Origin of the sequence: Flavobacterium sp. UBA7680 (assembly GCF_002482975.1) — a bacterium.
Classification (GTDB): domain Bacteria; phylum Bacteroidota; class Bacteroidia; order Flavobacteriales; family Flavobacteriaceae; genus Flavobacterium.
Map to the genome: position 1 here is coordinate 66,579 of NZ_DLHA01000061.1, position 14,629 is coordinate 81,207.

Genomic DNA, 14,629 nt, shown 5'->3' on the forward strand with positions numbered 1-14,629 from the left:
GGGCTTGTGTCGTTTAATTATGTTAAAAATAGTATTATTTTTCAATATTATAATATTTTATTAAATATTTTACAGCAAAAAGTGTTTTACCAGTAGATATTTTCTTATTCGTAATGTTTTCAGGCTTTTAAAAGGATTTTTGTTAAGAAAGATAATTTGTACGGATAAAGTTTAGGATTGATAAATATATAAATGCCTTTTTTATTGTTTAGGAGTGAAAAATAGCTGAATGATTATCGAATCTTTAGGTTATTAAGGTAATACTGTTACTGTGTATTATGATAATAATGTATATTTGAATAAACATAGCCCAAATTATGCTTCATTATAGATTTTGTTTTTTAATTTTTACTTTTTTAAACATGTTTTGTCTTGAGTCGCCCGCTCAAAGCCATGCTGTATCTCTTATAAAAGTTAAAAACATAACTCAGGAAGCTTGTGATTATTTAGATGAAACTAATTACGAAAAATCCTTAAAGAAATCCGGAATCGCCCTGCAGTATGCATTTGATCTAAAAAATGATACGTTGATTTCGAGAAACTACAACATAATTGGAATTAATTTTCACGATTTGGGTGAAATTAATAAAGCTGTATTTTTTTATAAGAAGGCGTTATTCTATGCAGAACGATCTAATATTGTTAGTTTAAGAATGATGATAACCAGTAATTTAGGTAATTTATATTTTTTTGAAAAAAGAATGTACAATGACGGAATTACGTATTATAAAGAATCATTAAAATTTGGACGGCAGCAAAAGTATCTGAAAGAAGTTGCCATAACCAATCTTAATATTGTCTGGTCGTATTTCAAAATTGGAAACTATAAAGAAGGATTACCTTATTTACAATACATTAATAATCATCAAAATGATTTAAAAGGAAAATCAAATGATATTGCTTTAAACTTCTTAAACGGAATGTATTGGGCTAGTGAAAATGAAAACGATAAAGCCAATACCTATTTTTTAAAAGCAATTTCCTACAGCAAGTCTCAAGAAGAGAAACCGGATTTGTCATATGCACATTTAGAATATTCAAAATTTCTGAGCAAAATAGGAAAACACAAAGAAGCATATAATAATCTCGTTATATATAATAAAATTACAGGCGAACTTTATAGCCAGGAAAAACTTAAAAAAGCTTCTATAGCAGGTTTAAACTTAGAATTGGATGAATACAAACGGCAGATTGAGAAAATTGAAAATGAAAAAACATCTCAATTACAAAGCCTAAAAAAATCCCGGATTATTGTAATTCTGTTCATTCTTATTTCGTTGATTCTTCTTTTCTTAATTGTAACCTTAATTAAGAATATCGGACTTAAGAAAAAACACAATTTAGAGCTTCTAAAAGCTAAAGAAATGGCAGAAGAAGCCTCTGTACTCAAAACTCAATTTATTTCTACCATAAGCCACGAATTGCGTACTCCGTTGTATGGAGTTGTTGGGATTACCAATATGCTTTTAGAAGAGCACAAAGAGTTATCTCAAAGCGAACATTTAAGCGCTTTAAAATTTTCTGCCAGATATTTGTTATCTCTTGTAAATGACATTCTGCAAATCAATAAAATTGAAGAGAATAAAGTTGTTCTGGAAAGTTTAACTTTTAATATTTCAGATGAGATAACGGTGATCAAGAATTCACTTTCTTTTTTATCTCAAAAAAATAACAACAAAATTAATGTTGAAATTGATCACGCAATCCCCGAATATTTAATTGGAGATAAACTGCGTCTGGCACAAATTCTTATGAATCTTGTTAGTAACGCTTTAAAATTTACTAAAGATGGTGAAGTTGAAATTAGGGTTAAACTGAACAGAATTGAAGGAAAGTTTTATTATCTGGATTTTTTAATAAAAGATAATGGCGTTGGAATTGCTGCTGTAGATCAAAATAAAATATTCGAAAAATTTGTTCAGGTAGGAAGAAAAGAAGAAGATTACCAGGGAACTGGATTAGGTTTAAGTATTGTAAAACGCTTATTAGGGCTTTTTGGAAGTTCAATTAGTTTGGAAAGCGATCTTGGTGCAGGAACTTCATTTTCATTTTCCATTCCTTTTGAACATGACCCACTCAAAACAAAGAAAATTATTGAAAATATCGAAGTCGATTTAACGTCAAGTGATATATATAAAATTCTTATTGTCGAAGATAATCTCATTAATCAATTGGTAACCAAGAAAATTATCGAAAAAAATAATTTTATCTGCAAAGTCGTTGACGATGGTTTTGGTGCGCTTTCGATATTAGAAAAAGAAGAATTCGATCTTATTTTAATGGATATTAATATGCCGTTAATGAATGGATTTGAAACCACAAAAAGAATTCGCCAGCTTGGTATAAAAACTCCGGTTGTAGCTTTAACCGCTTTTGATAAAGATGAAATTACAGATGAAGCGGTTTCATCAGGAATGAATGATATTATCGTAAAACCTTTTGAACCAGTTAAGTTATTTAAGATTTTAAATTACCTGATAAATGAATCAAAAAACGCTGGTTAATACCAGCGTTTTTTATTTTGTTTTGAAGCACTCGATTTTCTCGATTTGTGAGCACCGCCGCTTCGGTTTGAACTTTTAGGTTTTTCGCCGGCTTCAGGACTTCCTGCATGCCACGGGTAAGGATGATCTGTAATGATTTTTACATCTACTTTTATTAATTTCTTAATATCCTTCCAGTAAGGTTCTTCGTCTTTACCGCAAAATGAAATCGCAATTCCGCCATTTCCTGCACGTCCGGTACGGCCAATTCTATGAACATACGTTTCAGGAATATTTGGTAAATCAAAGTTGATAACATAAGGTAATTGGTCAATGTCAATTCCTCTCGCAGCAATATCTGTAGCAACCAGAACGCCAACTTCTTTGTTTTTAAAAGCATCCAAAACACGTTGTCTTGCGTTTTGCGATTTATCCCCGTGAATTGCTTCTGCCGGAATATCTTTTTTGCGAAGTGCTTTTACAACATTATCCGCACCATGTTTCGTTCTTGAAAAAACCAGCACATTTGATAAATTTTCGTTTTTAATCAAATGATATAATAAGTTTCTTTTTTCTGTTTTGTCAACAAAATAAATACGCTGTTCCACATTTTCAGCCGTTGATGAAACAGGAGAAACTTCAACTTTTTCAGGATCCTGTAAAAACATTTCTGCCAATTCGCGAATCGCAAGAGGCATAGTTGCAGAAAAAAGTAAAGTTTGTCTGTTTTTAGGTGTCAGTTTTACGATCTTTTTTACATCGTTTATAAAACCCATATCCAGCATTTGATCGGCCTCATCTAAAACTAAAGTGTGTAAATGATTCAGATCAAGGAAACCTTGTTTTTGTAAATCTAATAAACGACCCGGAGTCGCAACTAGAATATCGATACCATTTTTTAAGGTATCAACCTGCGGATTTTGAGAAACGCCGCCAAAAATAGTCAACTGTGTTAAATTGGTATATTTTGCATAAGTGTCAAAACTTTGACCAATCTGAACCGCTAATTCACGAGTTGGAGTAACGATAAGGGCACGAATTACTTTGGCTTTTTTTGTTGAACCTACAATTCTATGCAGTTGATGTATAATTGGAATAGCAAATGCGGCAGTTTTTCCCGTACCCGTTTGAGCACAGCCAATTAAATCCCTTCCGGCTAAAACAATCGGAATTGATTTTTCCTGAATTGGAGTGGGGTTTAGGTAGCCTTCTTCAAATACGGCTTTTTGTATACTTTTTGAAAGTGATAAATCTTCGAATAACATATCTTACTAATTAAGAACTTTAGTTTTAAGTACTAAATTCTGTGCAAAGATAGGTTTATTCGGTTAACCGTTGATTTGAATCTGCTATTATTTGGGAAATATGTGGCTGTAGACCGCTTGTTCTTCAGTTAATTTTATCTTTTTCGTTATTCGCTTTTATAAAATCAGTTACTAAATAACCAATTAATTTTCCAATTAAATTATTATTAGGAGAATCGGCAAGATCTGGCGCACCTTCGCAAATATGCAAATAGGTCGCATTTCTGTGCTGTGCAAAAAACGAAATAAATCGTCGTAATTCTTCTACCGAAAAACCGCTTATCGTCATAGCGCTGCTGGCGATATTAGGAATTGCATCTAAATCAATTTCAATTCCAAATGAATCTGTCTTGATAAATTCAAGAGCCAGAGCCATTTCTCTTTCGAAATCTTTTTCTTTGCGAATATTTACGCTGTCATACGTATTATAACGAACACGATCTTCGAGTTTTTTAATAATATCTAAAACGCTTTTTGAAGTATAATTTTCGTGAAGTCCAAAAATGAAGTATTTTTTAAGAAAACCTTCTTCATAAGCATAAGAAAAACCATTTCCGCTGTGACGGCCTTCTAAAATCCTAAAATCAGAATGCGCATCAAAATTAATGGCATTAATAGGTTTTCCTTTGGCTAAAGCCGAACCTTTAATATTTCCGTAAGCGTTATTATGACCTCCTCCAATAATAATTGGCGTTTTTCCTGCTTTAATTATAGTAAATATGATATGCGAAACTTCTTTATCGATTTTTTCTACTAACTGACTTAGTTTAGAACGATCGTCGATATCATTAAAATCTAATTTTTCGACATCACGCATTTCTTCAGAAACATCTAAATGTCCTAAAATTATAATCTGACTTCCTTTAGAAAATCTGTTATGCTGAATATTTGCAATACTTTTAATAGCACTTTCCCAGGCAGATGCTGCTCCGGGTCTTCCGTAATTCGCTCTTACACCAATATCTTCAGGAATTCCTAACAACACATACTTCGCCTCCGATTCTTGCAAAAACTTGATTTTATCTGCTCCTTTAGGAAGCACAATCATTTTTTCTCCGAATTTTATTTCACCACTACGATGATTTGTGACTTTTGCCAAATCATTGACAGTAAAAGGAACTAATTTCTCCATGAAAAAAATTTATTTTCCAAAAATAATATAATTGTTACAACTTACGTTATTAAGATATATTAATTCTTAAATTTGTTATTAAAGAAAATTATTCAATATGGAAAACCCAACGAACAACAACAATTCAAGTCTAAAAGCGGTTATAGCGGTTTTAGCAGTCCTACTAATTGGTAGCTTAGTGTATATCTTTAAACTTTCTTCTGATACTGAAGTGGTTAAAACAGAATTGACAACGTCAATGACAGAAAAAGAATCTGTTATGAAAGATTTACAGGAATTAAAAGCAACTTACGATGCTGCAATTGCTGAAAATACGTCAATGTCTGATGAATTAATTCAGGAAAGAGATAAAGTTGTCGCTTTAATGGCAGATTTAAATAAATCTAAAGGTGACGTTTCTAAATACAGATCTCAAGTTCAGGCAATGCAGGGCAAAATGAAAACTCTTGTTGCTGAAAATGACGAATTGAAAAAACAAAATGGTGTTTTAACAGTTCAAAGAGATAGTACAATTACAGTATTAGGGGAGTCTAAAAAATATAACGAAGTACTTGTAGGTCAAAATGAAGAGCTTGCAAAAACAGTTGAAAGAGGTTCTAAATTATCTATTACGAACACTAAAACTGCAGCTTATAAATTAAGAAGCTCTGGAAAACAAATTGAAACAGACAAAGCAAGCCGTGCTGATGTTTTAAAAATAAGTTTTACAATTGCTGAAAACCAAATTGCAAAATCTGGAGATAAAACATATTATGTTCAGGTTATTGATGCAAAAAACAACGTTTTAGGCGAGAAAAAAACAGAGAGCTTTGGTGATAACTCTTTAACATACAGCTTTAAAACTACTGTAAAGTATGAAAACAAAACTGTAAATGTTACTGAAGATTTACCAGGAAAAGATTTTGCTAAAGGAACTTACTTTATCAATGTTTTTGATAATGATGAATTAGTTTCTAAAACTAGTTTCAGCTTGAGATAAATTCTCATCGTCGTTTAAGTAAAAATACCACTTAAGATATTAAAGGTCTGTGATTTTCTTCACAGACCTTTTTTTATGTCTTATGTTTTCTTGTGTTTGGCTGAAAGCGTGTTTAGCGATACGTTTCCCGTGGTTGAAACCACGGGCTATATTTGAATTTTATTATATAATTTCACCTTCAATAATGACATCTTCAATCAAATTGCTTCCAAAAGCATAAGGAATTTGATAGTAAGATGAAATTGGTTTCGTTACAATTAAATTGGCTTTTTTGCCTTTTGTGATGCTTCCGTGTGTGTCAGAAAGTCCCATTGCGTAAGCACCATTTATTGTAGCGGCATTAATGGCTTCTTCTGGAGTCATTTTCATTTTAATGCATGCAGTTGCCACAACAAAATTCATATTTCCGGATGGAGTAGAACCAGGGTTAAAATCTGTTGCCAGTGCGAGAGGTAATCCTGCTTTTATCATCTCGCGAGCCGGTGTATACGGAATACTTAAAAAATAAGAGCAAGATGGTAAAGCAACCGGCATTGTTTCTGTGTCTTTTAAAGCTTCAATATCTTCCGGGTTCATGATTTCCAAATGATCGACAGAAATTGCATTAAATTTAACGCCAGCCTGAATTCCGCCAATAGAATTAAACTGATTCACGTGAATTTTTGGCTTTAAGCCGAATTCAATTCCGGCCAGCATAATTTTTTCTGTTTCTTCAACAGAGAAATAACCGCTTTCGCAGAAAACATCCACATAATCTGCCAGTTTGTTCTGAGCAATTTCAGGAAGCATTTTAGTTATAATTTCATCAATATAACCTGCTTTGTTTTCTTTATAATGTGTTGGAAAAGCGTGTGCACCTAAAAAAGTTGCTTTTATGGAAATTGGATAATTTTGAGCCAGTTTCTTAATGACACGAAGCATTTTTAATTCGCCTTCAATAGTTAATCCGTAACCGGATTTTATTTCCACAGCTCCAGTTCCTAAATGCATCACTTCTTCAAGACGAAGTTTTGACTGTTCGTAGATTTCTTCTTCTGAAGTTTCGTTTAATTTTTTAGCCGAATTTAAAATACCGCCGCCGCGATTGGCGATTTCTTCATAAGTGAATCCGTTAATGCGGTCTACAAATTCTTGTTCGCGGTTTCCTGCATATACAATATGAGTATGGCTGTCACACCAAGTCGGAAGAACGATGCGTCCCTCCGCATTAATAACTTTATCTACTTTGATTTCGGGTAAATTTTCCATCGAACCAAAATCAGCAATTAGATTGTCTTTTATAATTAAGAAAGCATTTTTAATCGTAGGAAGTTCTGCCATTTCAGCTCCCGAAACTTTAGAAACAGAAGTTTCACGGACTTGAAGCAGTTCTTTTATGTTTTTTATTAAAGTAATCATTATATAGATTTAGTATTTTGAGAATGTTATAAAACACAAATTTGCTTCGCCTGTTCCCTACGGTCGAGTCACAAATTATCACGAACTAATCCGTGAAATCTGTGAAATTCGTGTTTTATTATTGGAATTTGGAGTTTAAAAATTTGAATATTGTCTCACTATTATTCTGAAACTGTGATTTCAAACATTTTCTCCCAGTATTTACCCGTTACAAAAATGGTTTTAGTTTGAGGATTATATGCAATTCCGTTTAAAACTTCTGCTTTTGGAGCTTTAATGAATTTACGTAAATCAGAAAGGTTTAATATTCCTTCAACTGCGCCAGATATTGGGTTTACAACCGCAATTGCATCTTTCTGCCAAACGTTTACATAGAATTTTCCATCGATTAATTCTAATTCGTTGATTGCTTTAATTTTTGAAGAACCAGAATACACATTGATGTAATCAACTAACTTTTGAGTATTTGGATCCATTTTCCAGATTTTCTCAGTTCCGTCAGAATGATAGATATATTTATCATCATGCGTCATTCCCCAGCCTTCAATATCTTTATCGTAGGTGAATTTCTTTTCAAGTTTTAATGTGTTAGCATCATAAATAAAACCTGTTTTTTCCTGCCAGCTTAATTGAAATAATTTACCATTGATAAAAGTAATTCCTTCTCCAAAATATTCTTTTGGCAGATCAACCTGCTTTATTACTTTTCCGGTTTTATAATCAACAGATCTAAAGTATGAATCTTCTTTTTGACCCGTACTTTCAAATAAAACGCCATCATGAAACTCTAAACCCTCAGTAAAAGCTTCTGGGTCGTGTGGAAAAGTATTTACTATTTTAAATTTTAATGCTTTCGGCTGAACATCAGAAACAACTTCAATTCGTTTAGTCGCATCAGATGAATCACTTCCAAAATAAGCAGTAGCTTTTAAGTATTGGTAACCTAATTTTTGATCTTTTAACTCAAACTTAAATTTCTCAGCACCTTTTGTAGTTCCCACTTTTTTGTCGTTAACGAAGTATACAATGCTGTCGATTTCTTTCGAATTCGGGTTCAAAATTCCGATAGAAACCGCTTCTTTTGGCAGAAAATGCGCTGGAAAAGCAGAATCATCGATAGTAAATAAAGAATTTTCACCTTTTTTTGTGCCATTACATCCAATTAATGTAATTCCTAATAAAATGACAGTTAGGAAGTTATATTTTTTCATAGTTTAAAATTTGAATAAGCCAATATACAACGATATTTTTATAGCAGCAAAGCTCTTGCAAAAATATAAAAAGATTGTATATTTGCACCGGCAAGTCCTACACGACCAGCTCCTGCAGACTCCCCCAGGATGGGAACATAGCAAGGGTACGTGGTTGAGCGGTGCGATGTAGGTCGCTTGCCACTTTTTATTTTTTAGAATTTGTATAAAAGTTGTCTTCCTTCGGGAGGATTTTTTTATTTTTGGACCTTTCGTAATGTTAGAAGTTAAATGTTAGAAGTAAAAAGATTCTTCTGCATCAAACTCATAACTCATAATTTATAACTCATAACTCAAAATGAATAAAGTCGTTTTAATTACAGGAGGATCATCGGGAATTGGTAAATCTATTGGAGAATTTTTGCATGCAAAAGGTTTCGTAGTCTACGGAACAAGCAGAAACCCTGAAAAAGTTTTAAATTCAGTTTTTCCGTTAGTTGCTTTAGATGTTCGAAATGTTGATTCGATTAAAACAGCTGTTGCCAAAATTATTGAAACTTCCGGTAGATTAGATATTGTAATTAACAATGCAGGAGTTGGAATTACCGGACCTTTGGAAGAAATTCCGATGGAAGAAATTAAAAACAATTTTGAAACAAATTTCTTTGGTCCAATTGAAGTAATGAAAGCTGCCTTACCGCAAATGCGTGAGCAAAAATCGGGTTTGATCATTAATATTACTTCGATTGCAGCTTATATGGGCTTGCCTTACAGAAGTGTTTATTCGGCTTCAAAAGGAGCCTTAGAATTAATTACCGAAGCTTTAAGAATGGAAGTGAAGCAGTTTGGAGTTGAAATTACTAATGTTGCTCCGGGGGATTTTGCAACCAATATTGCATCTGGACGTTATCATGCGCCAGTTTTAAAAGGTTCTGCTTACGAAAAAGTATATGGAGATACGCTTGCAACTATGAACGAACATGTTGATGCTGGAAGTAATCCGAATGAAATGGCGGAGGCAATTTTTAAAATCATACAAAAAGACAAACCAAAAGTGCATTACAAAGTGGGTGTCTTCATGCAGAAATTTTCTATTGTTTTGAAACGTGCACTTCCGGATAAAGTATATGAAAAAATGCTAATGAATCATTATAAGCTTTAAAACGCAATTATTTTTTTATTTATAACATATAATTTCAAATTGGTTTTGATTTTGAAATCGTTATTGATATTGATTTTGTAATTTTGCAGCTGAATTTGCTTTAGATTCTTGATTTAAAAATTTTAAGCAGACCACGAAAAACAAATCAACACAATTTAAACTTAAATAAATTATGAAATTTTTTATTGACACAGCTAACCTAGATCAAATTAAAGAAGCACAAGCTTTAGGTGTTTTGGATGGTGTAACGACAAATCCGTCATTAATGGCGAAAGAAGGAATTACAGGAAAAAATAACATTTTAAAGCATTATGTTGACATCTGCAATCTTGTAGAAGGTGATGTAAGTGCAGAAGTAAACGCTCTTGATTATGATGGAATGATCAAAGAAGGTGAAGAGTTAGCTGAATTACATGACCAAATCGTTGTAAAACTGCCTATGACTAAAGAAGGAGTTATGGCTGCAAAATATTTTTCTGATAAAGGAATCAAAACTAACGTAACTCTTGTTTTCTCTGTAGGACAAGCTCTTTTGGCTGCTAAAGCCGGAGCTACTTATGTTTCTCCGTTCGTAGGTCGTTTAGATGATGTCTCAACTGACGGATTAAACTTAGTTCAGGAAATTAGAGAAGTTTACGATAACTACGGTTACGAAACTCAAATTTTAGCTGCATCTGTACGTCACACAATGCATATTGTAAATTGTGCTAAAATTGGTGCTGATGTTATGACTGGACCTCTTTCTGCAATTTACGGATTGTTGAAACACCCGTTAACGGATATCGGTTTAGCTCAGTTTGTTGCTGACTTCGAAAAAGGAAACAAGTAATCCTTAGATACTTATAAAAATTAAATCGCCTTTTTTCTAACGAGAAAAGGCGATTTTTTTTACTTTTATATGAAACTTAAATTGTTGATTATGAAATTGATATTGATAATCTTGTCTTTTTTTGCCACTAGTGTTTCGGTAAATGCGCAGACAGCAGAAATATTAAAAAGTGTAAATGATGCCGGTGATGTAGCGACATTTGAATTAGATTGTTCTGTAGCATTTCAGCCTTTAGCAAAAGGGCTTCGGTACAATATTACCAGGCATGAATTTAAAGGCCCTGAAATGAAAAATTCGTATCGACTGCTTCTTGTTATGGACGGATTTTATTCTAAAACCTTAAATAAGGAAATGACAATTTCTGCAGTTTTAAGTAACGGAACTACCATCGATGCAAGAAAAATTATTGAAGATGATGGTTTTTTTGATGGTGCTTGTACTTTAAAAATTAAAGATCCACAAGCGCTTGCAGCAGAGAATATTGAGAAAGTTATTGTTCATGCAGATAAAGATGTTGTTTATCAAATATCAGAACAAAACAGAGAAATTTTTAAGAAGAACCTGAGTAATGTTATTAATGCTAAGTAAAGCTTCTAAGGTTCTGCGTTGCTGAGATACTAAGCTTTTCTTTTTGTAAATAAAAAATCCAAATTCCTATTTAAATTGGAATTTGGATTTTTTTATATGGGTATTTCTGAAATTTTAGTGACCTCCAGATAATTTTTTGTCGAAATTGATTCCTTGTTTTCTAAGGATTCCGCTTACGCTCCAAGCATAGAATGCAAGGTAAGAGAAACATACGATACCAACAATGTAACTTGCTTGGATACCAATGAATTCAGATACAAAACCTTGTAACCAGCTGATAACTCCACCACCCATAATCATCATGATTAAGAAGCTGCTTCCCTGGCTTGTGTTTTTCCCTAATCCGCTTACAGCAAGTGTAAAGATACATGGCCATAGTGTACTACAGAATAAACCAACACTTGTGAAAGCATAAACACTTACAATTCCACTTGTAGCCATTCCGATAGCGATCGCAACAATACCTAAAGAAGAGAAGATTAATAACATTCTTGCAGGGTTTCCTTTACTTGCAATATCAGCAGCAATTAATACTAAAATGATTAATCCGTAAATATAAAATGGAGTTAAGTCGTGCTTCGCAATTGCATTTACTGCTAAGAATACACCAAAAGCTAAATAAGGAGCTACGAAACGTAAAATTTGCTGTAAGCTTGCTTTATCTGTAAAAGCTTCAATTGCACCTGTCCAACGTCCGATCATTAAACTTGCCCAGTATAAAGATATATATGGAGCAACTTCCTGAGTTAAGAATCCTAATTTGCTTTCCATGTATGCTGGTAAATTACTAGCTGTAGAAACTTCTACACCAACATAAAGGAAGATCGCAATCATACCCATTATTAATTGAGGGTATTGTAAAGCTGATTTTTTTGCATTAGCACCATCAGCAGCAATTTCTTCTTCGATAAGAGCTGGTTTGTCTGGTAAAGATGAAAATTTAAGTAATATAGCAACTAATAAGAAAGCAAGTCCTAAAATTAAATAAGGAATTTTTACACTTTCGATACTTAAAGTTGATGATCCTGTACTTGATCCGAAGATCGCAAAACTTACGATTAGTGGTCCAATTGTAGTTCCTAAGTTGTTGATTCCACCAGCTAATGTTAAACGCTGAGAACCTGTAGATATTGGCCCTAAAGCAATTGCTAACGGATTAGCAACAGTTTGCTGTAATGAAAATCCTAAAGCTACTATGAATAAACCTGAAAGCATTAAAGGAAATGAACCTGTATTTGCTGCAGGGTAAAATAATAATGTTCCGACTGCAGAAATAAGTAATCCTAATGATAGACCGTTTTTGTAGCCAATTTTGTTAACTAAATCTTCTTTGATTAAAACTGAAATTCCCATGTATATTAAGGATCCTACTGTATAAGCAATATAGAATGCTAACGAAACTAACTGACTTTCTCCTTGAGATAAATTAAAAGCCGTTTTAAATACAGGAATTAAGATATCGTTACTGGCAGCAACAAAACCCCAAAAGAAGAACACGATAACTAGTGGGATAAACTGTCCCCATTTGGTTTGAACATTTTCTGAACTCATAATTGTAATAAGGTTAATTTTTTAATAAAATTGTTTTTTGAAGACCGTAAATATATTTGTTACATGAATCAAAAAAAAATTATTGATCGAAAATAATGTTAAATTTAAACGAACAACCTTATTTATTCAACAATGTGTTAATTTATATAGAGTTAGAAATGTTAAAGTTTTATTCGAGAATCCTGTTTTTTACGTCTTTACTATAATTTCTTCCTATTGGAATTGTGTAAGACTGGATCTGAATGCGGTTTCCTTCAATAGATTTTACCTTATTCAATGCAATAACGTAGGATTTATGGATGCGTAAGAAGCGATCTGAAGGTAATTCTTCAGATAAAGAAGTCAAAGATTTATGCGTAATATAGGTTTTATCAGGTGTTACAACCTTTATATATTCTTTCATTCCTTCGATAAAAAGGATTTCTTCAATATTAATTTTCATCATCTTTTTATCAACCTTAATAAAAATATGCGAATCGCCTTTGGCAACATCAATTTTAATATTGTTTTTTAAATTGAATTCGGTTGTAATTTTATTAATGCATTTGATAAATCTTGGAAGCGGAATAGGTTTTACTAAATAATCTAAAACATCAAGATCATAACTTTCGGCAGCAAATTCTCTAAAAGCGGTTGTGATGATAACTTTGGTTTTGTTTTCAATTAAGCTTATTAGCTCAAAACCAGTCATCATGGGCATATTAATGTCTAAAAAAACGGCATCTACAGAAGTGCTGTTTATGAAATCCAGAGCTTCTAAAGAATTATTGAATGTGCCGATAACTTCAAAATCTGTAAAATTGTTAAAATAATTTTGCAGCACTTTGATTGCTAAGGGTTCATCATCAATCAGTACACATTTAATTTTCATTATGGATAGGTATTTGCAAACGAATTATATAGTAATTCAGTTTTATTTTGTCTTTTAAACTGAAATTATTCTTGTAAATTAATTTTAGTCTCTTCTTTGTGTTAACTAAACCAATTCCACCTTTTGACTTAACATTTTGTGAAATTACAAAATTATTTAAGATTTCAAAGTCTAACATTTTATTGTCAATAACTTTACAATTGATTTTAATTTTAAAGTTATTATTATTGACTCCGCCATGTTTGAAAGCATTTTCGACCAATGAAATGAATATTAAAGGCGGGACCACAATGTCTTCAATGTTTGATTCTAAATTCACGGTAACTTCCACATTATCAAAACGAAGCTTTTCGATTTCGATATAATTTTGAATATAATCAATCTCTTTTATGAGTGGTACAAACTTGGTTCCTTTTACATCATACAACACATATTCCATCAAATTAGAAAGCTTGATAATTACATCCGGAACTTTATCTGAAGATTCTAAAGATAAGGCATAAAGATTATTTAACGTATTAAAAAAGAAATGTGGCTGAATTTGATTTTCAAGATATTTCAGCTTGATCTTAAACTGATTTTCTCGCAGGGATCTGTTTCTTTCTCTTTCGCGAAGCCAGGTTAAAGTAAGGTATACTGATGACGCCATCGCCAAAACGTACAATTCACCAATACAGACTGCTACAATATGGTTGATTTCAAAAGGATGGTATTCTCTGTTGGCTTCCGGCCAGATATTTTCGGATATAATATAATAGGTAAGCGCAGTTTTTAATAAATAGATTCCAAAAAGGCTTACAAGGAGTGCCAGTGTATAGGTTATATATTTTTGTTTAAGAACATATTTTGGTACTAAAACAAAAAGATTGAAATATACTAATGGTATATGCAGCGAAAACTCAATTAAGTTCGATTTAAACGAATACGGATAGTCGTTAAAGTAAGCTCCCCATCGTAAAAAGTTGAGAGTGAAATAAGAACCCCAAAACCAGATATGATTTTGAAGTTTTATGTCAAATTTTAGTTTTCGAATTTCGTTCAACTTTTTTTAACGTTTTGTTATTATTTGTAAAGCTTTGTAATTACTGTGCAACTTTACACAATTACTGGCTAAATCACAATTCTTTTGAATAAAATTTTGT

General features: G+C 32.3%; 12 protein-coding genes and 1 other RNA gene. 6 read left to right on the forward strand and 7 right to left on the reverse strand.

The genetic code is table 11. The annotated features are described in order from the left end of the window. The first annotated feature begins 362 nt into the window (after positions 1-362). A complete protein-coding gene (locus B3C18_RS25745) occupies positions 363-2,504 on the forward strand; it encodes a response regulator (protein WP_291153721.1) in 2,142 nt (713 codons plus the stop codon). Here the strand turns inward: B3C18_RS25745 and B3C18_RS25750 are convergent. Together B3C18_RS25750 and B3C18_RS25755 are read right to left on the reverse strand one after the other, a co-directional pair. Then, positions 2,501-3,748: a DEAD/DEAH box helicase gene (locus B3C18_RS25750; RefSeq protein WP_291153725.1), complete on the reverse strand. Its 1,248-nt coding sequence runs from the start codon at positions 3,746-3,748 to the stop codon at positions 2,501-2,503. The two genes, B3C18_RS25745 and B3C18_RS25750, sit on opposite strands and share 4 nt — an antisense overlap. Positions 3,749-3,872: 124 nt before the next feature. Next, a complete protein-coding gene (locus B3C18_RS25755) occupies positions 3,873-4,919 on the reverse strand; it encodes a formimidoylglutamase (RefSeq protein ID WP_053470171.1) in 1,047 nt (348 codons plus the stop codon). 97 nt (positions 4,920-5,016) lie between these two features. On the opposite strand from B3C18_RS25755, the gene B3C18_RS25760 reads away from it, so the two are divergent. Further along, a complete protein-coding gene (locus B3C18_RS25760; protein ID WP_053470170.1) occupies positions 5,017-5,898 on the forward strand; it encodes a hypothetical protein in 882 nt (293 codons plus the stop codon). Between the two features lie 162 nt (positions 5,899-6,060). Here B3C18_RS25760 and hutI read toward each other — a convergent pair whose 3' ends face one another. Further along, positions 6,061-7,296, reverse strand: coding sequence for an imidazolonepropionase (gene hutI, locus B3C18_RS25765; protein ID WP_291153729.1), 1,236 nt, complete (start codon positions 7,294-7,296; stop codon positions 6,061-6,063). A 161-nt stretch (positions 7,297-7,457) separates the two neighbouring features. Next, on the reverse strand, positions 7,458-8,507 hold the full coding sequence (locus B3C18_RS25770; RefSeq protein WP_291153733.1) for a glutaminyl-peptide cyclotransferase: 1,050 nt from the start codon (positions 8,505-8,507) through the stop codon (positions 7,458-7,460). An 88-nt stretch (positions 8,508-8,595) separates the two neighbouring features. Here B3C18_RS25770 and ffs point away from each other — a divergent pair. The 4 genes from ffs to B3C18_RS25790 all read left to right on the forward strand — a co-directional run bounded on the left by ffs (position 8,596) and on the right by B3C18_RS25790 (position 11,065). Further along, an RNA gene (ffs, locus tag B3C18_RS25775) (signal recognition particle sRNA small type) lies at positions 8,596-8,693 on the forward strand. 151 nt (positions 8,694-8,844) lie between these two features. Further along, positions 8,845-9,648 (forward strand): SDR family oxidoreductase, encoded by an 804-nt coding sequence (locus B3C18_RS25780; RefSeq protein WP_291153737.1) that lies wholly within the window; start codon positions 8,845-8,847, stop codon positions 9,646-9,648. Positions 9,649-9,820: 172 nt separating this feature from the next. Continuing rightward, positions 9,821-10,477 (forward strand): fructose-6-phosphate aldolase, encoded by a 657-nt coding sequence (gene fsa / locus B3C18_RS25785; RefSeq protein WP_053470166.1) that lies wholly within the window; start codon positions 9,821-9,823, stop codon positions 10,475-10,477. Positions 10,478-10,567: 90 nt separating this feature from the next. Continuing rightward, positions 10,568-11,065, forward strand: coding sequence for a hypothetical protein (locus B3C18_RS25790; protein ID WP_291153740.1), 498 nt, complete (start codon positions 10,568-10,570; stop codon positions 11,063-11,065). Positions 11,066-11,179: 114 nt separating this feature from the next. Here B3C18_RS25790 and B3C18_RS25795 read toward each other — a convergent pair whose 3' ends face one another. From B3C18_RS25795 to B3C18_RS25805, 3 genes are all read right to left on the reverse strand, one after another. Further along, a complete protein-coding gene (locus B3C18_RS25795) occupies positions 11,180-12,616 on the reverse strand; it encodes an MFS transporter (protein WP_291153743.1) in 1,437 nt (478 codons plus the stop codon). Positions 12,617-12,785: 169 nt separating this feature from the next. Beyond that, a complete protein-coding gene (locus tag B3C18_RS25800; RefSeq protein WP_291153745.1) occupies positions 12,786-13,487 on the reverse strand; it encodes a LytR/AlgR family response regulator transcription factor in 702 nt (233 codons plus the stop codon). Further along, positions 13,477-14,529, reverse strand: a complete 1,053-nt coding sequence (locus B3C18_RS25805; protein ID WP_180858637.1) for a sensor histidine kinase — start codon at positions 14,527-14,529, stop codon at positions 13,477-13,479. Before B3C18_RS25805 ends, B3C18_RS25800 begins: the two co-directional genes overlap by 11 nt. Positions 14,530-14,629: the final 100 nt, after the last annotated feature.